18 protein-coding genes and 1 pseudogene are annotated in these 19,177 nt (G+C 65.4%); 14 read left to right on the forward strand and 5 right to left on the reverse strand.

Translation table 11 applies throughout. The annotated features are described in order from the left end of the window. From N2M23_RS10820 to N2M23_RS10830, 3 genes are all read right to left on the reverse strand, one after another. A complete protein-coding gene (locus tag N2M23_RS10820; RefSeq protein WP_265445458.1) occupies positions 1-420 on the reverse strand; it encodes an NUDIX domain-containing protein in 420 nt (139 codons plus the stop codon). An 8-nt stretch (positions 421-428) separates the two neighbouring features. Continuing rightward, a complete protein-coding gene (locus tag N2M23_RS10825; protein ID WP_265445459.1) occupies positions 429-1,838 on the reverse strand; it encodes an HNH endonuclease signature motif containing protein in 1,410 nt (469 codons plus the stop codon). Positions 1,839-3,202: 1,364 nt separating this feature from the next. After that, complete coding sequence (locus N2M23_RS10830) at positions 3,203-3,478, reverse strand: hypothetical protein (RefSeq protein ID WP_265445461.1); 276 nt, start codon at positions 3,476-3,478, stop codon at positions 3,203-3,205. 84 nt (positions 3,479-3,562) lie between these two features. On the opposite strand from N2M23_RS10830, the gene N2M23_RS20980 reads away from it, so the two are divergent. The 3 genes from N2M23_RS20980 to N2M23_RS10845 are packed head-to-tail and all read left to right on the forward strand — an operon-like array spanning position 3,563 to position 6,454. Then, on the forward strand, positions 3,563-4,552 hold the full coding sequence (locus N2M23_RS20980; protein WP_265445462.1) for a GlxA family transcriptional regulator: 990 nt from the start codon (positions 3,563-3,565) through the stop codon (positions 4,550-4,552). A gap of 25 nt (positions 4,553-4,577) precedes the next feature. Further along, positions 4,578-5,057: a DUF1348 family protein gene (locus tag N2M23_RS10840; RefSeq protein ID WP_265445464.1), complete on the forward strand. Its 480-nt coding sequence runs from the start codon at positions 4,578-4,580 to the stop codon at positions 5,055-5,057. Next, positions 5,057-6,454: a flavin monoamine oxidase family protein gene (locus N2M23_RS10845; RefSeq protein ID WP_279672145.1), complete on the forward strand. Its 1,398-nt coding sequence runs from the start codon at positions 5,057-5,059 to the stop codon at positions 6,452-6,454. Before N2M23_RS10840 ends, N2M23_RS10845 begins: the two co-directional genes overlap by 1 nt. A gap of 269 nt (positions 6,455-6,723) precedes the next feature. On the opposite strand, the gene N2M23_RS10850 is transcribed toward N2M23_RS10845, so the two are convergent. Next, positions 6,724-7,056 (reverse strand): hypothetical protein, encoded by a 333-nt coding sequence (locus N2M23_RS10850; RefSeq protein ID WP_265445466.1) that lies wholly within the window; start codon positions 7,054-7,056, stop codon positions 6,724-6,726. A gap of 827 nt (positions 7,057-7,883) precedes the next feature. Between N2M23_RS10850 and N2M23_RS10855 the strand changes: the two genes are divergently transcribed. The 4 genes from N2M23_RS10855 (at position 7,884) to N2M23_RS21135 (ending at position 10,579) form a co-directional block, all read left to right on the forward strand. Then, positions 7,884-8,024: a hypothetical protein gene (locus N2M23_RS10855; protein ID WP_265445468.1), complete on the forward strand. Its 141-nt coding sequence runs from the start codon at positions 7,884-7,886 to the stop codon at positions 8,022-8,024. Further along, the gene (locus N2M23_RS10860; protein ID WP_265445470.1) at positions 8,021-8,470 is read left to right on the forward strand and encodes a hypothetical protein; all 450 of its coding nucleotides are present in this window, start codon (positions 8,021-8,023) and stop codon (positions 8,468-8,470) included. The genes N2M23_RS10855 and N2M23_RS10860 overlap by 4 nt, the downstream gene beginning before the upstream one ends. After that, positions 8,457-9,077, forward strand: coding sequence for an ABC transporter ATP-binding protein (locus tag N2M23_RS10865; RefSeq protein ID WP_265445471.1), 621 nt, complete (start codon positions 8,457-8,459; stop codon positions 9,075-9,077). Before N2M23_RS10860 ends, N2M23_RS10865 begins: the two co-directional genes overlap by 14 nt. 191 nt (positions 9,078-9,268) lie before the next feature. Beyond that, positions 9,269-10,579 (forward strand): DUF6297 family protein, encoded by a 1,311-nt coding sequence (locus N2M23_RS21135; protein WP_425270236.1) that lies wholly within the window; start codon positions 9,269-9,271, stop codon positions 10,577-10,579. A 119-nt stretch (positions 10,580-10,698) separates the two neighbouring features. Here the strand turns inward: N2M23_RS21135 and N2M23_RS10870 are convergent. Further along, a pseudogene (locus N2M23_RS10870) lies at positions 10,699-11,336 on the reverse strand (leucine zipper domain-containing protein); the annotation flags it as partial. Between the two features lie 337 nt (positions 11,337-11,673). Here N2M23_RS10870 and dnaK point away from each other — a divergent pair. From dnaK to N2M23_RS10905, 7 genes are all read left to right on the forward strand, one after another. After that, complete coding sequence (dnaK, locus tag N2M23_RS10875; protein WP_265445473.1) at positions 11,674-13,575, forward strand: molecular chaperone DnaK; 1,902 nt, start codon at positions 11,674-11,676, stop codon at positions 13,573-13,575. Positions 13,576-13,633: 58 nt separating this feature from the next. Beyond that, the gene (locus N2M23_RS10880) at positions 13,634-14,278 is read left to right on the forward strand and encodes a nucleotide exchange factor GrpE (RefSeq protein WP_265445474.1); all 645 of its coding nucleotides are present in this window, start codon (positions 13,634-13,636) and stop codon (positions 14,276-14,278) included. Between the two features lie 88 nt (positions 14,279-14,366). After that, on the forward strand, positions 14,367-15,398 hold the full coding sequence (locus tag N2M23_RS10885; protein WP_265445475.1) for a DnaJ C-terminal domain-containing protein: 1,032 nt from the start codon (positions 14,367-14,369) through the stop codon (positions 15,396-15,398). Continuing rightward, positions 15,395-15,838 carry a heat shock protein transcriptional repressor HspR gene (locus N2M23_RS10890; RefSeq protein WP_265445477.1) on the forward strand — a complete coding sequence of 148 codons (444 nt, stop codon included), beginning with the start codon at positions 15,395-15,397 and terminating at the stop codon, positions 15,836-15,838. Before N2M23_RS10885 ends, N2M23_RS10890 begins: the two co-directional genes overlap by 4 nt. Before the next feature lie 277 nt (positions 15,839-16,115). Continuing rightward, positions 16,116-17,354, forward strand: a complete 1,239-nt coding sequence (locus tag N2M23_RS10895) for an ABC transporter substrate-binding protein (protein WP_265445478.1) — start codon at positions 16,116-16,118, stop codon at positions 17,352-17,354. Continuing rightward, the gene (locus tag N2M23_RS10900; protein ID WP_265445480.1) at positions 17,354-18,295 is read left to right on the forward strand and encodes a carbohydrate ABC transporter permease; all 942 of its coding nucleotides are present in this window, start codon (positions 17,354-17,356) and stop codon (positions 18,293-18,295) included. The genes N2M23_RS10895 and N2M23_RS10900 overlap by 1 nt, the downstream gene beginning before the upstream one ends. Further along, positions 18,285-19,142, forward strand: coding sequence for a carbohydrate ABC transporter permease (locus N2M23_RS10905; protein WP_265445482.1), 858 nt, complete (start codon positions 18,285-18,287; stop codon positions 19,140-19,142). The genes N2M23_RS10900 and N2M23_RS10905 overlap by 11 nt, the downstream gene beginning before the upstream one ends. Positions 19,143-19,177: the final 35 nt, after the last annotated feature.

The raw sequence follows: 19,177 nt of genomic DNA on the forward strand, positions 1-19,177 counted from the left end.
CTAGGCGGAGCCCAGCCCGCCCGTGCGCCCGGATGTCAGGTCGATGGCAGCGATGATGTCGAGCAAGGACTCCGGGTGTGCGAGCTGCAGGTTGGCGAGCTCGTCCCGCCGGCACCAGCGCAGGTCGTCGTGCTCGTCGGGCGCCAGGTTGGCTGGCTCACCGTCCCATCGGGTGACCACGAAGCCGTCTGTCGTCAGTTGCGGTGCGTGCACCGTCAGCGGCACCGGACGAGGATCGTGAACGTGAATGCCCAACTCTTCCAGGCATTCCCGGACGACCGCGTCGCGGGAGGATTCGCCGGGTTCGACGTGTCCGCCGGGGAGCGCCCACCGGTCCGGGTAGGCCTCACGCGCCGGATGACGGTGTGTCATGAGCACACGCTCATTGCGGACGAGCACCGCGGTTGCGATCAGGATCATGGCTGGGATCAGGCCGCCGAGTGTGCGTGGCCTGGCATGCGGCCGTCGGTGAGGTCCCAGATCACACCGTCGGCGCGCACTCGTGCGGTGAACCCTCGGCGGTGGACTTCCTGGTGATGTCGGCAGCAGAGCATCGCTGAGTTGGTGATGCTGGTTTCGCCGCCGGCCCACCACGGGATCACGTGGTGGACTTCGCAGAAACCGGGTGGCCGGTCGCAGCCGGGGAAGGTGCACCCGCCGTCGCGTATGAGCACGGCCGCGCGTAACCCCTTGGTCACCAAGCGTTCTCGCCTACCCACATCCAACGGTTGACTGGGTCCGCCGAGCACTGCGGGGATCAGGTCCGCGTCACACGCGGCCCGCCGGGCCGCTCCCGCGTCGAGGACGTCACCCGCGGGGGTGGTTGCCCCGCCGATCCCTTCGGTCAACGACTTGAGGTTCATCGTCAGCAGGATCGTGGCCGCGGACCCGACGGGTGCCGCCTCGCCGGCGGCGACTCTCGCGCCCGCGGTCACCAATTCGATCAACGCGTCGGCGCGGCGTTTGCCTGGGGTGCGGTCATCCCGCACGGTCGTGCTGGTGTCGCTCCCGCCGGGCTCGGCCGCACCGGTCGTGTCGCCCGGTTCGGCGGGAGTGGACCCGTCGGTCTCGCCCGGGCTGGCGGGTCGGGGTGCGGAGCCGGCGGCGATCGCGGCCTTCACCACCGCCGCATTCGCCGGCGCCAACTCGGCCACCAACCGCGTCATCCCCGTGGCCGTGGTGCCCCAGGTCAGGGTTTCGACCTGCTCGAGTTTCGCGTCCTGCGCCGACAACGCCTCCGATGCGAAGGTCGCCAGGATCTTCCGGGTCAACGCCTGCACACCCTTGACCCCGAGCGACGGATCGAGTTGCAGGAACCACGACAACACCTCACCCCGGTCCGCGAACGGCACCACCGGCGCCACCTTGTCCGCGTTAGTCAACGCCGCCCGCGCCGTCGACACCGTGCACGACCCCTGCCGCACCGCGGCCGCGATCACCGCGTTCTCCGGTTCCCGGCACGCCTCCGCCACCACCGCGATCGATTTCGCCTCCGCTGGTTCAACCGGCACCCCGGCGGTTGCGGCGTGCCGGCACACCCACTGGGTGGTGTTCGCCGCCGTCGAGCCCGCGACCGACCCCCGGTCCACCGCATCCGCGGTGACCACCGCAGCAACCTGAGCCGACCGCCCGTGCAGCCGCAACAACACTTGCGTCAACAACTCCAACTGCCCGTCGCCGAGCTGATGCACCACCCCTGGCACCTCATCCAGCAACGCCGCAACCGCCTGCAGCTTCTCCAGCACGACCGGCCCACGACCCGGCTCAACCGGCACCCGCGATGCCCCGTCCGGCACCTCCGGACGATCCGGCAGCGACACGGCAGAATCGAGAGACATGGGCTCGAATCTCCTTCCGCCGCATTGGTTTTCGTCGTGGTGATCATCATACAGTCGACCACCGACAACCCGCAGTGATGTGCACAGTCCCTGTGGATCACCACCGCACTCGCACCGGCGGGCACTGGTCAGTGGCGACGGTGCTCGATCCAGACGTTGGGTTCGACATACACGGCGATCCCCTGCGCCTGTGAGACGTGCACCGGGTTGAGCGCCCCGGGGACGAGCACCGGACCGTCGTCGCCAAACGGAAGGGCCGGTTCAATTGCGCCAGTTGTCAGTGGTGTTCGCGATCGTCATCGAGAAGGGACGCACCTTGACGATGCGGCTGGCAGCGAACCTCCCGACTACACAATGACTTTCGCGATCGAGGATCACACTTCGGCGACTGACAGCCCGATTCGTCTCGAATCACACTGTGAGTCATGTGATTGCGGACCGAATGTGCGCATGGCCCCTTGACTCGGGCCGTCCGGTTTGTGAGGGTCGAAGGGCAAAAGGGGAACCAATGATCCGAGGGGGATCCGGGGAATGGAAGGCACTCAAATCAGCACGGCACGCTACCCTGGCGACGATGATTGCCGGTGGCCTGCTCGCGCTTGGTCCGGTGCAGAGCGCACAGGCATTTCCGGAGCAGTGCGCGAAAGGGATATACGGTCTACAGACGACTGCGTGGGCCCGATGCACCGCTGGCACCGGCCAATACCGAGTCGTGGTGCAACTGTCCGACGGCCGGCAGTTTGTCGGTCCGTGGATGCCCGCTGGAGCGCCAGGCGCCAGTGAAGTACAAGTGCCCGGCGCGACCGATGGCGATGTGGGTTGGGCACTGATCGAGTAAACAGTTGGGGGGACCTGTGTCGTTCGCCGCCTCGACGGACGGCACAGGTAACCTTGGCTCTTCAGCGTCGGCGTTCGACCCAAACGTTCGGCTCGACATCCACAGCCGTTCCCTGCGCCTGGGACACGTGCACCGGGGGTGAGCGCACTTGCGGCGGTCGCCGGACCGTCGCTGTCGAACGATAAGCCGGTCCAGTTCCGCCAATTTTCAAGAGTTTCCGCGATTATCATCGAGACCGGACGCTTCTTGACGATGCGGCCGCCGGCATGCACATGAATACGCAACCACGACTGATAGGCAGCCCGTGGTATCGGGTGCGGAAGGCATACTCGCTCATCGATGTTTCCGATTCGGCTGCCTTCTGTGAGGGGCGGAGCGGCGCATACAGAATCCCATGCCCGAGCCGAAAAGTGTTTTCCCGCAACGTTTTCGCCAGGGCCGAGGCAATGCCGCTGCGTTGCAGTCCCGGGCGGACGACGATCTCGAGCGCACTCGCGACATTGCGGCAGCGACCAGTACTCGATCCTCATGCTGCCAGCGGATCACTTGGTCCACCCGTCCTCGGGCAGCTCGGCCGACCGTCGATCCCGAACGCAAACGGCGTCGAGTATGCCTTGGCAACCGGTTCGCCGTCGTCGGTGGCGAGCAGAGCGTAGTCGGCGACTGCGTCGACCTCCCCGTCATAGAGCTCGCCGACAGGGTCGTGCTGCATAAAAGTCGGCCAGGACGAGCTGAAATCGGTGGCACGCATCGCGGCGACGACTTCAGGACCTTCGCTCCGGCGACGGATGGTGAGCGTCATACGGCTCCTCCTCGGTAGACCATTGGCACGAATCGTCATGAATAGGTCATTGCTGCCACCCGGTCGTCGACGGACCATGAACGCGTGAACCATGCCACGGAAGAGCGCCAGGTCGCCTTCGTTCTATTCGACGACTTCGTGCTCCTCGATCTCGCCGGGCCACTCGACGTCTTTCAGATGGCGACGAGCCTCAGAGCCGAGCCTGGATATCGCCTCGTCACGGCGTCGCACGACGGCGAGCCGGTGCGGAGCGACAGCGGAGTGCAGGTCAGCGTCGCCGCGGCCCTGTCCGACCCGGACCTCCGAGCGTCGACCGACACGCTGATCGTTGTTGGGGGTCCGGGCGTCGAGGCGTTCTCCGCGAATACCGTTGCGATGAAGGGCCTTTCGGACCTTTCCGGTCACGCAAGGCGCACCGGGTCAGTGTGCACCGGCGCGTTCGCCCTCGCTGCCGCGGGCCTGCTCGACGGTCATTGTGCGACGACGCACTGGGCGTATGGCGGTCGGCTCGCCCGCGCCTACCCGGACGTCTCGGTCGACGCGGACCGGATCTTCGCCAAGGACGGCAACCGATGGACATCGGCGGGCGTTACGGCGGGGATCGATCTCGCGCTCGCGATGGTGGAGGAGGACTTCGGGGCCGAACTGAGTCACGCGGTGGCCGGTGCGCTCGTGGTGTTCGCCCGGCGCCCGGGAGGGCAAGCACAGTTCAGCACCCAACTGCGACATCAGAGCGCCAGGAGCAGTCCGATCGCTGAGACTCAGCAATGGTTGGCCGACCACTTCCATCAGCGAGTCACCGTCGAGCTGCTCGCCGAACGCGCCCGGATGAGCACACGAACGTTCGCCCGGGCCTTCGTCCGTGAGACGGCAATCACGCCGGGCGCCTATGTCCAGCAACTCCGGGTCGAGGCCGCCAAGCGACTGCTCACGACGACATTGCTCACGATGCCGGTGATCGCGGAGCGAGTTGGTTTCGGCAGTGTCGAGATCCTGCATCGTGCGTTTGCACGTCAGCTCGGCACGACTCCTGGTCGCTACCGGGATCACTTCGCGGTAACTGAACCCTCGTGAATCATCAATGACGGGAACTAAATTCATGACAACGCAATTATCGTCGCCGGCGGCCGATCCGGTTGCCTTCGTCGCCGAGGCAGAGCGCATGACCAACGAACGCGACGTGGAGTCGATCGGCAACATCTTCGCCTCGGACGCTCGGTGGCGATGCGTCATCGACGGGCTCGCCACAGAGGACCGCGGGCTTGTCGCGATTGCCCAACGATGGCGCCTTCTGTGCGGGTTCATGAGCGATCGCGGACTGCTGGTGGAGAAGGAACTCGTCGCGGTCGGCGAGAACCGAGTCGTCAATCGTTGGCAGGGCCGGACCAGAGGTCGGGCGCGTCCCATGGGCACCGAGATCTGGACGTTCAACTCCGCCGGACTCGTCGAGGATCAGTTGCTGACCGGATTCCTCAACCCGCGTTCGGAGACCTCGCCGGCCGTTCTGCTCGGGCTCGCGGCGTCCCAGCCCGTGACGGCGCTGACCTTCGCTCGGCGCCGCCTGATGGGAGTGAAGTGATGGGCAACTCGATGCGGACCCAGGTCGTGGTGGTCGGCGCCGGTTTCTCGGGATTGGCGGCCGCGCGTGAGCTCGTCCGGCGCGGCATCGACGTACTCGTCCTCGAATCGCGCGACCGGGTCGGCGGTCGGGTGCTCAATGTGGCACTGCCCGACGGCAGTGCGGTCGAGTTGGGCGGCCAGTGGATCGGACCAGGACACGACGCACTCGTCGCGATCGCCCGGGAGCACGGGATAGCCACCTACCCGACCTTCGACGACGGGCGCCGGATCTTGTGGCGTCGTGGCAGGCCACGTCCCTACCGGGGCAAGATCCCCATCGCCGACCCGATCTCGATGCTTGATCTGGCCGTGGCGATGGCTCGGTTGGAACGGATGACGAGCAAGGTCGATCCCGCTCGGCCGTGGACCGCAGCGCACGCGGCACATTGGGACGGTCAAACTCTCGCCTCGTGGATGGCACGTCATACCCGGACCCGGTTCGTGCGTTCGATTCTCACCATCTGGTGCCGGTCGGTGATGGCGGCCGAGCCGGAAGAGGCTTCCCTCCTGCACGTCCTGACCCGTGCGGCGTCCGAATCCGGTTTTCTCGCAACGATGTCCACGCGTCACGGGGCGCAGGAGGAACGGATTGCCGGCGGGTCGCAGCGATTGGCGCAGGCGATGGCCGATCAATTGGGCGACCGCATCATGCTCAACCAGGCGGTGCGTCGGATCGACTACGGCCCCGCAGCAGTCGGCGACTTTCGGCCGGCGCGGGTGGAGACCGACGATCGGCAGATCGAGGCCGAGCGCCTCATCGTCGCGACCAGCCCGGTCATGGCGGGACGGATGGCGTTCTCGCCAGCGTTACCCGCCGCCCCGGCCCAGCTCGCCCAACGTATGACGATGGGCTCGATCGCCAAGGTCGTCGCGGTGTATCCGCGGCCGTTCTGGCGGGACGATGCGCTGTCGGGGCAGGCCGCCAGTGACGACGGCCTGTTGACCTGCACGTTCGACAACGCGCCCGACGGCTCGGACCTCGGTGTTCTCGTCGGGTTCATCGCCGGTGACAACGCACGTGCCTACGCTCTGCTGGAGCCGCAGCAACGGCGCCAGGAGGTCATCGCATCCATGGTGCGGCTCTTCGGGAGCGCGGCGGGCGAGCCGATCGACTTTCACGAGAAGATCTGGAACGACGATGAGTGGGCGGGCGGTGGCTACTTCGGGATGATGCCGCCTGGGGGCTGGACGACGCTCGGTCCGCACCTGCGAGAGCCTGTCGGCCCGATCCACTGGGCAGGCAGCGAGACCGCGGATACCACCTTCGGCTCGATGAACGGCGCGATCCGCGCAGGTCAGCGCACCGCCATGGAAGTATGGCGGGGCCTTCGTGTCGCGCCGGACCTGGTTCGATGAGTGCTTGCGAAGGCGCGTCACTCGAATCATGCACGGGTGACTCGACTTTCGGGCGGCGCCTCGGCTTCCTGCGGCAGCTGGCACTGTCCCAGCTGGCCGACCTCCCCGGCTTGCTCAGAGCCTTGCCGGGTCCGAACCGCGAGGCGCCGGCGCTCCAGATGAGGACGCCGCCGGACAGTGCGCTCGCTCGGGCCGCGATGGAGTTTGCGCGGGAGGTATACCCGTCGCCGCTTCTTGAGCACTGCATGCGGTGCTGGTACCTCGGCGACCTATTCGCCCAGCTCGATCAGCTTGTCTACGACCCCGAGCAGCTGTACCTGGCCTGCCTGCTCCACGACGTCGGACTCACCGCGGCACACCCCTTCCCTGCCACTGTCGGCTGCTTCGCGGTCCACGGGAGTGCGGTCGCCGAACACCGGCTCGCAGCCTGGGGAGTCGACGACCTTGACCGTACGGTGGTCGTCGACGCGATCATCCACCACATGGATGCGCGGGTCCCGCCCAGCCGAGCGGTCGCGTTTCTCCTCCACGCCGGCGCGCACTGCGACGTTGTCGGATCCAGGGCCGATCAGTTGCCGGCCGACAATCTTCGGACGATCCACGCCCGTCATCCGCGCGACAGGTTCGGCGACACCTTCCGCGACGCCATGCGTACCGAAGCACGGCTGCGGCCGCGGTCTCGTGCCGGCATCATGTGGCGTAACGGCGCGGGACTGAGGATCCGTCTGAACCCGCTAGACCGGTGGTGCTGAGCGACCGCTGCGCACCTGTCTGAACCCCACGGGGCCGACAACGCAGCCGGTGTCCCCCGGTGGGCCGCTCTGTAGGTTCCCCGGCGGAACTGTCGTATGCGGCTCCGGCATTTGCCAAATCCATGGATCTTGTCCAAGCGAACAGTCCATGTATTCCGTCGTATTCTCCCAACTGGCCGTGTCTCGGCCGCCCCAATGCACAGTGCGGCATCGTTGAGAGCCGCTGAACCGGGTCCCCGACCCAGGTGACCTGCGAGGAGTGCGGCATCCGCTGACCAGTGAGGCGTTCGTCCGTCGCGATTGGCGAATGGGCTCGTGCCGCGGCCGGGGCGCCAAGGTGCCGACCGGCTCGGACTCGACCGGCCGGCAGGTCATGAACTCACCTTCGGACGGGTCTCGGCCAGCATCGATGCCGCCTGCTGGATCCGATCATCTGCGCGCCGCGCTCCGGCATCGTGCCAGGCGCAGAGATTACGTCGCCAACCTACTGCCATCTGCGAAACGCGACTTTGCAGAGGCGCTGGTTCGCTGCAGCGGCCGAACACTATCACGTTCGACCAGCCGTTTGGGGCTTAGCGACTCATCAATTCCTTCTTGAATTCGACAGCCGAACGAATTACCGTGACAGCGCCAAATTGGCACACAAAAAATCGACGCAAATGGAGGTTTGCGCAGTCATGAATCTGGAAGAGATTACCAATGACCTTTTCGCCCAGGTTGATGAAGGTTACGTGACAGGGGATGAAACGCCAGCAATGACCACACCGTTGGCGTTCAGGCCAATGTCGTTGTCACTCGTTCTGCCGAACGGTTCGTGACACTCGAAGCTATCCGCCAACTCACTACGGGAGCGCTTGCGCGTGACGACTGGGCCGACCCCGTTTTTGTGCGCGGGTATCGTCATTTCGAGCAGATGTCAGAATGCTTTGGCGTGTTCCCCGCAACTCTGAACTCGGCAATGAGATTGGCGAACGGCGTGTGTGACACGCCTGCGATGATGGCGCTGCAAATGACAGACAAACCCATTGGAATCGCCAGCGCTTTTCCCGGTTCGAACCTCCTCATTGAAGAGAAGTTGAGTGGCCTCCGGAAGCGAGGGAACATCGTGTTCGCCGACACTGGACCCGCGATGAGGACGTCGTCCGGGAGATACGAAGCCCGTACGGGGTTCAACCTTCCTGCGCTGTTCGCTGCCATCAACGCCGCAAACGAATTGAGTGCGTTTCCCGGCTCCGATGGTGAGGAGTCGCATGTTGATCGTTAATCACCTGTATAAGTCGTTCGGCGGCGTGCTCATCGTCGAAGACCTGTCACTGAGAGTTGACGCCGGTGAGGTTGTGGCGCTCACGGGCATGAACGGCGCAGGCAAGACGACGACTTTGCGTTGCATCGTCGGTGCAGAAGATCGCGACTCGGGCGACATCTCACTTGATGGCCAGACCCTTGATGAGCGAGACCCCGAGACGCGCCGTCGTGTCTGCGCGCTGCTCGATGACTGGGCGTGGTTCTCCGACATGACCGTGCGTGAACATCTGATCATGTTCGCTCAAGCGCATGGTGTAGAAGACAAAGCGGTTGAAGCGGCTCTGCTCGACCTTGGACTAATTCAGCTGGCGGACCGGCTGCCGGGCACATTGAGTTCAGGCCAGACCCGCCGATTCGGGCTTGCCCAAGCCCTTGTCCGTCCCTGGGACGTGCTGATTCTAGATGAGCCGGAACAGCGTCTCGACGGGGAAGGGCGTGAGTGGCTCGGGCGGTACTTACGCGTATGCGCTGAAGCTGATCGCAGCGTGTTAATGGCAAGCCACGATCCAGAACTTCAGCAGGCGAGCGGAGCACGAGTGATCCCGGTTTCAGTGACTGGGAGGTGAACGGGGTCGACGCTCTGAAGAGCGGCCAGGCCGACCGAGAAGCCCGCTCCCAGCAAGATCCCGCCTCGGGCGACACCTATATCGTCGCCGTTGGCGTACTGGTCATCGGCGCGATGTTGGTCTCGTCGGTAGCGCGAGGGTTCGCGCTGAAGGCAGACGTTCTGGTCCCCGTTGCCGGTTGGTTTCCGTGGATGCTGACTGTCGCGTGGATGGCCGGGATACTGCAGTTATGTCGTGCGCTCGGTCCCGCGTTCGCCGGGCGTGATTATGTCCGGTGGGTCCTCCCAACCCCTATTGACCGGGCTCGGGTGCTACGCCGGAACTTCTGGTTGACCAGCACGATCTGTGCGGCGCTCGGCGCGTTGGGGGGCGTCGTCGTGCTCATAGCCGCGATGCCCACGGGAGTAACGCTCACCGCTGGGATTTTGGCCCCACTGGTCGGAGCAGCGGCAGGGCTAGCACTCCATCAGTTAGCGTTGTTCGGCCAGCAGCGCTGGCTGACGCCCGGGCGCACCCGAAACCTCGCCGGTGCTCTGCTGGTAGCGGCTTGCGTCCTCGCGACGATCGGAATCAGACGCCGCACAGGGCTTGAGTTGCCGCCTCCAGGGACTGTCATCGTCGCCACCGTGGGCGTGATCGTCCTGCTGATCTATGGGTGGTCGCTGACCCAAACACGCAACTGGTTGCGTCGCATTCCAGTGTCGCGCCTTATTCCAGGTGGAGACCTGTCGGCGGCGGTCTCCGGGTCAGCGATCATGCTCGATGCGGAACTTCTGACCATCCGCTCCGACCGACAGCTGTTGCGGCAGCACGCGTCCTTCGCCATGCGAGCGAACGTCGGGCCCACTCTGCTCGGCTTCGTTGTCCGCGACCTCACCGGATGCGTCCGGCGTTGGACCGTTGTGGCATCGCGGCTGGCGCTAGTGCCGGGAGTATGGGTTGTTGGCTCAATATTCGGCCCCAGTATGGGTGCGTTCTGCTGCGCGGCGGTCACATACGTCGTCGCGTCCACAGCAGGATCAAAGTTGCGCACCTGGCTTGGGTCCAGTGCACTGTGGCGAGTGTTTCCCCAGCATCCGACAAAAATTACCGTTGCGCTGCTGGCCGTACCGGCAGTGGCCGCCGTCGGGACCGGCCTACTAAGCGCAGTGGGTGGCGGCACAAAGGCGGACGTCGGTATCGCAGTCGGCCTTGCAGCAACCGCGGCAATCGTGCGCAGAACGTACCGCCCACCGTTGACGATGGGGGCCATGATCGCCTCCCCAGCCGGACCTGTACCGGTGGGTCTGATGCTCAACGTGTCGTACGGTATCGACCTGCTAGTCGTCTGTGCGGCGTTCAGCGTTGTCTCTAACGGTGTCAGCGCTGCGATATGCGCGGCTACTTGTCTCGCATGGACCGCGTACCGCGCACTCCCGGGTGGGATCAAACGACCAGTTTTCCGTAGGGCCCGTGACAGATTCCTTCGGATGGGACTGGGCACCGCTCCGAGGCGCCGGTAGTCGCGCCATCAGCAGGGGCGTAATCCGGTCAACTAACTGTGATGTCCAGGCACGTTGGTCAGTCGGCTGATGGGTGAGCGTCCTGCGATTGCGGAGTGGGCTCGATGGTGATTGTCGAAGATCGCGGTTTCTTTCTTCTCGGCACGCTGGATCTCGGCGTAGGCGACGCGGGAGTGGTCGTCGATCACGGTGTGTACGAAGGCTGTGCCGATGTTGGGGTGGCCTGTGGTGGTACGCCCGGTGCGCAATGCGGTGGTGGCCTTGTTTTTGTCGCCCTGCTGCTTGTCGACGTAGCGCCAGCCGCCGCCGTCAGGGATGTTGCCGAACTTGGTGACATCGACGTGGATCAAGGACCCGGGGTGGGATGCTCGTAACGCCGCAGCGGTTCGCCGGTGACGCGGTCGATGCTGCAGAGGCGGTTGATCCGGCACCGGGTCAGCACAGCGTGAACCGTCGAGGCCGGCACGCCGGTGCGGCCGGCGATCTGGACCGGGCCCAGGCGCTTGCGCCACCGCAGCCGCACAATCTGGCGCTTCACGTGCTCAGGGGTCTTGTTTGGGCAGCGCCGTGGCCGCGAACTGCGGTCGACCATTCCGGCTGGCCCTTCGGACCGGTAGCGGTCGGCTCACTTCTTCGCGGTCTTCGACGCGACCATGAACATCTTCGCTGCCGCGGCGTAGGTCCACCTGTCGTCGACGATCAGCCGCGCGAGGCGCAAACGAGTGCGTGAGGTCAGGGTCGCGTTAACGTGGGACATGCAGGCCTCCTGGTCTGTGAAGCGGTGAACTAGACAGCTCCACTTCACAGCCGGAGGCCTTCACCTGTCAGCGCGACTCACCGGCGGGAGTCGAGACAACCTCCCTGGACATCACAGACACCGGATCCGAACAAATTGTCCGCCGAGCCGGGAATGATCCGGCCCACCCCAAAGTTGAGCCTAGTAAGCGCAACTTTTGCCGAAGGGTTTGACAAGCCGCCGAGACAAGAGTTGAGTCGGATGCAGTCAACCTTCGCCCCTGGCGACGGAGACCGTCCCGGCGAAGTGGCATCCGACATACCAAGACCGAAAACCGAGAACCAAGGGAGACATCGATATGGGACGTGCGGTAGGCATCGACCTCGGCACCACCAACTCTGCGGTCGCAGTCCTCGAGGGCAACGACCCGGAAATCATCGCCAACGCAGAGGGCGGCCGCACTACGCCGTCCGTCGTGGCGTTCGCCAAGAACGGTGACGTCCTCTCGGGCGACATCGCCAAGCGCCAGGCGGTCACCAACGTCGACCGCACCGTCCGCTCGGTCAAGCGCCACATGGGCACCGACTGGAAGAAGGACGTCGACGGCAAGGAGTACACGCCGCAGGAGATCTCGGCGCGCATTCTGCAGAAGCTGAAGCGCGACGCCGAGTCTTACCTCGGCGAGCCGGTGACCGACGCGGTCATCACCGTCCCGGCATACTTCGACGACGCGGAGCGCCAGGCCACCAAGGAGGCCGGCGAGATCGCGGGGCTCAACGTGCTGCGCATCATCAACGAGCCGACCGCAGCGGCGCTCGCCTACGGCCTCGACAAGGGCAAGGAGGACGAGCTCATCCTCGTCTTCGACCTTGGCGGCGGCACCTTCGACGTGTCTCTCCTTGAGGTGGGCAAGGACGCCGAGGACGGCTTCTCGACCATCCAGGTCAAGGCGACCAGCGGTGACAACAAGCTCGGTGGTGACGACTGGGACCAGCGGATCGTGAACCACCTGGTCCAGCAGGTGAAGAACAAGACCGGCATCGACCTGGCAAACGACAAGATCGCCATGCAGCGTCTGCAGGACGCCGCGGAGCAGGCCAAGAAGGAACTGTCGGGCGCGACCTCGACCAACATCAGCCTGCAGTATCTCTCGATGGGCGAGAACGGCCCGGTCCACCTGGACGAGACCGTCACCCGGGCCATGTTCGAGGACATCAGCGATGACCTGTTGGCTCGCACCAAGGGCCCGTTCGAGCAGGTGATGAAGGACGCCGGTGTCACCATCAAGGACATCGATCACGTTGTCCTGGTTGGTGGTTCAACCCGTATGCCGGCAGTCACCCAGGTCGTGAAGGACCTCACCGGCAAGGAGCCCAACAAGGGCGTCAACCCGGACGAGGTCGTCGCGGTCGGTGCTGCGTTGCAGGCGGGCGTGCTGACCGGTGAGCGCAAGGACGTGCTGCTCATCGACGTCACCCCGCTGTCGCTCGGCATCGAGACCAAGGGTGGCCTGTTCACCAAGCTGATCGAGCGCAACACCGCGATCCCGACCAAGCGTTCGGAGGTGTTCTCGACCGCCGAGGACAACCAGCCGTCCGTGGAGATCCAGGTTTTCCAGGGTGAGCGCGAGCTCGCCAAGGACAACAAGCCGCTCGGCAACTTCGAGCTGTCCGGCATCGCCCCTGCTCCGCGCGGCGTGCCGCAGATCGAGGTCACCTTCGACATCGACGCCAACGGCATCGTGCACGTGTCCGCCAAGGACCGCGGCACGAGCAAGGAGCAGTCGATGACGATCTCCGGTGGCTCGGCACTCGCCAAGGAAGAGATCGACCGGATGGTCAAGGAGGCCGAGGAGCACGCGGCCGAGGACAAGAAGCGGCGCGAGCAGACCGAGGCGCGTAACACCGCCGAGCAGTTGGTCTACTCCACCGAGAAGTTCCTCGCAGACAATGGCGACAAGGTGCCGGCCGACTCCAAGAGCGAGGTCGAGGGTGCTCTCACCGAGCTCAAGGACGCCTTGAAGGACGAGAACACCTCTGCCGAGGACCTTTCCGCCAAGACCACCAAGGTCAACGACGCGTCCCAGAAGATGGGTGCTGCGCTCTACGCGCAGGAGCAGGCCCAGGGTGGCACCGAGGGTGGCGACGCCGCAGGCGCCGGCGCTGCCGGTGGCGCGGACTCGTCGGGCCCGTCGGCCTCGTCCGGGGACGACGACGTCGTGGACGCCGAGGTTGTCGACGACGAGGATGACAAGAAGTGATCACCCCACAAAGCTCTCCGCTCGTTCCTCGCTCCGATGCTTTGCGGGGGCCCCGATCATGACCGACCCGACCCAGGGTCCCCGCCCGGGCTCCTCTGCGGAGGAGCCCGGCGGGCGGCGCCCCGAGGAAGAGGAGCAGACCGGTCCGGTGATCCGCGACAAGCGGCGCATCGACGAGAACGGTGAGTTGCGCGAATCCCCCTCAGACGCAACGCAGTCCACGGAGGCCGGCAGCGATGCCGGCGCCCCGGGCGCGGGTGAGGGTGAGCACCCGGACTCCGTCCTCGCGGCCGAACGGCTCGCCGACCTGCAGCGTCTGCAGGCCGAATACGTCAACTACAAGCGACGGGTCGATCGGGACCGCGAAGCCAACAAGGATGCTGCGACCGCACGTGTGGTCGAGGGGATCCTGCCGGTGCTCGACGACATCTACTTGTCCCGCCAGCACGGGGACCTCGACGGCACGCCCTTCGAGAAGATCGCCGACAAGCTGCAGTCCGCGCTGACCAAGCTCGGACTCACGCCGTTCGGTGAGGTGGGCGAGGCCTTCGATCCGGCCCAGCACGAGGCACTCATGCACATCGAGGCCGAGGTGCCGGAGGGCTCCGAGGGGACCACCGTCGTCCAGGTCATGCAGCCGGGCTACCGGCTGGGTGAGCGCATCATCCGTCCGGCTCGCGTTGCCGTCGCGGATCCGTCCTGAGGCAGCCCCAAGTCGAATTGATCGAGTGGGGGAGTTGCTTTACGTGAATTCCCCACTCGATCAACGACTTTCATGAAGGAGCGAGTGCATGGCTAGTCAGGACTGGCTGGAGAAGGACTTCTACAACATTCTCGGCGTCCCTCAGGACGCCTCCGAGGCCGACATCAAGAAGGCCTATCGCAAGCTGGCACGCAAGTGGCACCCCGACCAGAACCCTGGCGACGAAGCCGCGGAGCAGAAGTTCAAGGACATCGGCGAGGCGAACTCGGTGCTGTCCGACCCGGACAAACGCCAGGAGTACGACCAGCTGCGTCAGATGGTTAGCGGCGGTGCCCGATTCACTGCCGGCGGCCCTGGCGGCGCCGGTGCCGGTGGCGGCTTTGAGGATCTCTTCGGTTCGATGTTCGGTGGCGGCGGCCAGAACGTCCGCTTCTCGACCGGCGGACCAGGTGCGGGCGAGCAGATCAACCTCGACGACATTCTCGGCGCCTTCGGCGGCGGGGGCGGCGCGTCATACGGCTCGCCGTATGGCGGGGGCTACGGCGGGTATGCCGCCGGCCCCCGCAAGGGCGCCGACCTCGAGGCACGCACGACGCTGAGCTTCCGAGATGCCGCGGCGGGCGAGACCGTCGAGCTGCGCGCAGCCGACGGACAGGTCATCAAGACCCGAATCCCGGCTGGTGTCAAGGATGGTCAGACAATCCGGTTGCGCGGCAAAGGGCAGCCCAGCCCCAACGGTGGCCAGCCGGGCGACCTGCTGTTGCACGTGACGGTGCTGCCGCACCCGGTGTACGGCAGGGAGGGTGACAACCTGACGGTGGAGCTGCCCGTCACCTTCGCCGAGGCGGCGCTGGGTGCCACGGTGACCGTGCCGACGATGGACGGCAAGGGCGTCAAGGTGAAGATCAAGCCGGGCACCCCGTCGGGGCGCAAGCTGCGGGTCAAGGGACGCGGCATCAAGACCAAGTCGGGCACCGGCGACCTGATCGCCACCGTCCAGGTGGTCGTCCCGGAAGAGCTCACCGATGAGACGCGCGAGGCCGTTGAGAAGTTGGCCGCGCACGACCGCCAGCAAGGCACCGATCCACGAGCGGAGATGACGGCGAAAGCTGCGTCATGACAACGAGATCGGGTGCAAGCACATCCGACGACGCGCCGGTCTACGCAATCTCGGCGGCGGCGAAGCTCGCCGGCATCCACGCGCAGACCCTGCGTCAGTACGACCGCCTCGGGATCGTGACTCCGTCACGGGCCCGGGGCGGTGGTCGTCGTTACTCGGTGCGTGACCTGGAGTTGTTGCGGGAGGTGCAGCGGCTCTCCCAGGAGGAGGGTGTTTCGCTCGCCGGCATCCGCCGCATCCTGGAGCTGGAGCACCAGATCGACGCGTTGCAGTCCCGTGTCGGCGAGCTTATGGACCAGGTCGAGCGGATGCGGGACGACCGCGGCGCCCGGGTCTTCGCCGCCGGTCCGGACGGTCAGATCACCGCCCTCCGCCCGGGTGAGCGTGTCCCCGCCAGCCGTGCGGAACGAGCCCTCGTGGTGTGGCGCCAGCGCGGCTGAAACCCGCAGGATGCGCAGGCCGTCGGCTCGTCGGCTGCATTGACTGTGCCGCGAATCGCCGCTGCGGTCATACAACTGCGAGGAAGTCTCGGCAGAGAGCGCACGACACGTCTTCCGGGCAAAGTGATCGGATGTACGGACGGTAACGGGTGGGACCTATCCGGGCAGGGACTCCCGAATTATGCGGAGCAGTACGAGCTTTCCCGTTTCGTGGACAGCGGTTGCTTCAAGTGTTAGCTTTCCAACATCGTGAGAGATCCGATCTTTGGGAGAGCTGGTGCAACCGAGGACTCGTCGTACTGCCGCCATAGCAGTGCTGGCCTGTGTCGCCGGCTCCGCGGTCGCCGGCTGCTCGACGAACGCCAACGGCCAGGTGCACGACAACCGGGTGACCTGGTCGATGTGGGGCGGGGGCAGCGCCGACCTGGCGGTCTGGCAACAGGTGATCAATCAGGTGCGCACCAGCACCGGCACCACGCTGGAGTTGCGGATGGCGCCGTTCGCGAACTACTTCACCAAGGTCGGCACCCAAATGTCGGCGGACAACGCGGCCTGCATTGTGTCGATGCAGAGTCTGCGCATCGGAGCGTTCACACCGGGGCTGCTCCCGCTGGACGACCTGATTGCCAAAACGGGCTTCGACATCGGTGCGTTCGACAAATCCGTCCAGCAGGGTCTGACCGCCGATGGCAAGACCTACGCGATCGCGTATGACGTCGGCCCGCTGGTGATGCTCTACAACAAGGACCGCTTCGCCGCGGCTGGAGTCGCCGAGCCGAAGGCAGGGTGGACGATGGACGACTTCACGTCCGCGGCGCGCAAACTGACGGCCGGCGGGAAGTACGGCTTCGTCGCTGCGCCCGGCGATGTCTACATGCTGCCGATGATCTACAGCAAGACCGGCGGCTTGCCGGCGAAGGACGGGCAGCTGCAGCTGACCACACCCGCGATGAAGCGCGGTTTCGCGTGGTATTCGGACCTGGTCCGGAAGGAGAAGGTCGCACCTCCCCTGGCCGGCGTCGACCTCGCCTTCGCCACGGCGGAGTTCATCAACGGAAACGCTGCCATGGCGGTCGACGGACCCTGGGACGTGCTGAGCGTGCGTGACCAGGCCAAGTTCAAGGTCGGTATGGCGCCGATCCCGGCCGGTCCGAATGGCTCCCGAACTCTTTCTGCCGGTTCAGGATTCGGCATTTCGAAGAACTGCACGGACCCCGAGAAGGCGTTCCGGGCGATCGCCGCCATGACCTCCACCGAGACGCTGACCTACCTCGCGAAGCAGGGACGGGCGCTCCCCGCCCGCACAGCGGCACAATCCGCGTGGTTCGACAATGTGAAGATCGACGGCGCCGAGCAGACGATCCGGGCCGCAAGCGCCACCGCCACCCCGCTGCGCACGACGGCCGACTGGGCGAACGTCAGCAACCTGCTCTACCAGTTCGGGGTCGGGGCGTTCAACGGCTCATCCAGTCCGCAGCAGGTGCTCCAGGACGTGCAGGCGGCAGGTGACCGGTGATGGCGCACGTAACGCAGACACGCGAGCCGCGCGCAAAGCGGCCTGCGACGCCGCTTCGATCCGGCCGCGAGGCCGGGACGCCATACCCGACAGTGGCAAGCTTCCTCAGCCCGAGCCTTATCGGACTGGCGGTCTTCACGCTCCTGCCGATCGCGATGGCGCTCGTCATGGCGTTCTTCGACTGGCCGGCGTTCGGCTCGCGCTCCTTCATCGGGCTCGACAACTTCCGCTCCCTCGCAGGAGACCCGGTCTTTCGCGCCGCCGTGCGCAACACCCTTGTGTTCGTTGTGCTTTACGTGCCGCTCAACATCGTGGTCTCGATGGTGCTCGCGGCGTGGATGTCACCGCGGATCCGCGGGCGGCAGTTCCTACGGGTGTTGTTCTTCCTCCCGGTCATCACCCCGATGGTCGCCAATGCGGTCGTATGGCGGCTGCTCTACCAGCCGGGTGGCAGCATCGACGGCACGTGGGAATGGCTCACCGGATCACACGCGCCAAACTTCCTCGGCGATGCATCGTGGGCGATGGTCGCCGTTGTAGTGATGAGCGTGTGGCAAGGCTTCGGCTACAACATGATCGTCTTCTCGGCCGCCATCGAGGCTGTGCCCGAGTCGGTCACCGAGGCTGCTCGGATCGACGGTGCAGGACCGGTCCGGACGTTCTTCTCCGTAGTGCTGCCGATGATTTCGCCGGCGATCTTCTTCGCCACCACCATGACCGTCATCACCTCGATGCAGGTCTTCGTCCAGCCGTTCCTGCTCACCGGTGGCGGTCCGGGCACGGCGACCGAAACGCTGGTCATGTACATCTATCAGGCCGGGTTCTCCAGCTTCTCCCTTGGCTTGGCGTCCGCCGCGAGTTGGGTCCTGCTGGTCATCGTGCTCGGTCTGACCGCGGTGCAGTTCCGCGCACAACGCCGGTGGGTGAGCTATGACGTCTGAGGTCAGATCGGCGAAAATCCGTGCCTGGTCGGCGCGTTCGGTGGTTTCGCACGTCGCGCTCTACCTGGTCGCGCTGATCTTCGCCGCGCCGCTCATCCTCATGGTCGCGACGTCGCTGAAGCCGGCAGACGAGGTCTTCACGTCGCCGCCGCAGCTACTCGGCTCGAGCATCCGCTGGCAGAACTACGCGGACGTCTTCAGCTTCATGCCGTTCCAGCGGTACATCCTCAACAGCTTTCTGGTGGCCGCCATCGGCACGGTCGTCGTGCTGGTTGCCTCGAGCCTGTCGGCCTACGCCTTCGCCCGGCTGCGCTGGGCCGGGCGGGACTCGGTGTTCTTGCTCTTCCTCGCGACCCTGATGATCCCTCAGGAGGTGCTGGTCGTCCCGATGTTCCTGTTGATGCAGTGGTTCGGCTGGATCGACAGCTTCCAATCCCTCATCTTCCCGTGGGCTTTCACCGCATTCGGCACGTTTCTGCTGCGGCAGTTCTTCCTCACCGTGCCGCGGGAGCTGGATGAGGCCGCTCGACTCGACGGCGCCGGCGTGTGGCGCACCTTCTGGAGCGTCATCCTGCCGCTGTCGCGTTCGTCGATCGCGGTGCTGGCGGTGTTCACCTTCATCGCCTACTGGAACAGCTATCTGTGGCCGCTGATCATCATCGACAGCACCGACACGATGTCGACGGTCCCGCTGGGGCTCAGTCTGTTCGTCGGCCAGCAGGGCACGTTCTGGAACCTCATCATGGCCGCATCGGTCGTGTCGATGGCACCGACCATCCTGCTGCTCATCCTGCTCCAGCGGCACCTTCTGCGGGGCATCGCGACATCCGGCCTCGGCGGGCGATGAGCCCGCATCGACTCCCATCCAACACAGAAGGAGAC

This window comes from Flexivirga meconopsidis, assembly GCF_026162425.1.
GTDB classification, from domain to species: Bacteria; Actinomycetota; Actinomycetes; order Actinomycetales; family Dermatophilaceae; genus Flexivirga; species Flexivirga meconopsidis.

Coding starts and splice junctions, on each gene's coding strand:
- N2M23_RS10880 (WP_265445474.1), top strand. CDS start 13,634: ATGACCGACCCGACCCAGGGTCCCCGCCCGGGCTCCTCTGCGGAGGAG.
- N2M23_RS10890 (WP_265445477.1), top strand. CDS start 15,395: ATGACAACGAGATCGGGTGCAAGCACATCCGACGACGCGCCGGTCTAC.
- N2M23_RS10905 (WP_265445482.1), top strand. CDS start 18,285: ATGACGTCTGAGGTCAGATCGGCGAAAATCCGTGCCTGGTCGGCGCGT.
- N2M23_RS10825 (WP_265445459.1), bottom strand. CDS start 1,838: ATGTCTCTCGATTCTGCCGTGTCGCTGCCGGATCGTCCGGAGGTGCCG.
- N2M23_RS21135 (WP_425270236.1), top strand. CDS start 9,269: ATGCTGACTGTCGCGTGGATGGCCGGGATACTGCAGTTATGTCGTGCG.
- dnaK (WP_265445473.1), top strand. CDS start 11,674: ATGGGACGTGCGGTAGGCATCGACCTCGGCACCACCAACTCTGCGGTC.
- N2M23_RS10855 (WP_265445468.1), top strand. CDS start 7,884: ATGAATCTGGAAGAGATTACCAATGACCTTTTCGCCCAGGTTGATGAA.
- N2M23_RS10840 (WP_265445464.1), top strand. CDS start 4,578: ATGACAACGCAATTATCGTCGCCGGCGGCCGATCCGGTTGCCTTCGTC.
- N2M23_RS10830 (WP_265445461.1), bottom strand. CDS start 3,478: ATGACGCTCACCATCCGTCGCCGGAGCGAAGGTCCTGAAGTCGTCGCC.
- N2M23_RS10900 (WP_265445480.1), top strand. CDS start 17,354: ATGGCGCACGTAACGCAGACACGCGAGCCGCGCGCAAAGCGGCCTGCG.
- N2M23_RS10845 (WP_279672145.1), top strand. CDS start 5,057: ATGGGCAACTCGATGCGGACCCAGGTCGTGGTGGTCGGCGCCGGTTTC.
- N2M23_RS10820 (WP_265445458.1), bottom strand. CDS start 420: ATGATCCTGATCGCAACCGCGGTGCTCGTCCGCAATGAGCGTGTGCTC.
- N2M23_RS10885 (WP_265445475.1), top strand. CDS start 14,367: ATGGCTAGTCAGGACTGGCTGGAGAAGGACTTCTACAACATTCTCGGC.
- N2M23_RS10865 (WP_265445471.1), top strand. CDS start 8,457: ATGTTGATCGTTAATCACCTGTATAAGTCGTTCGGCGGCGTGCTCATC.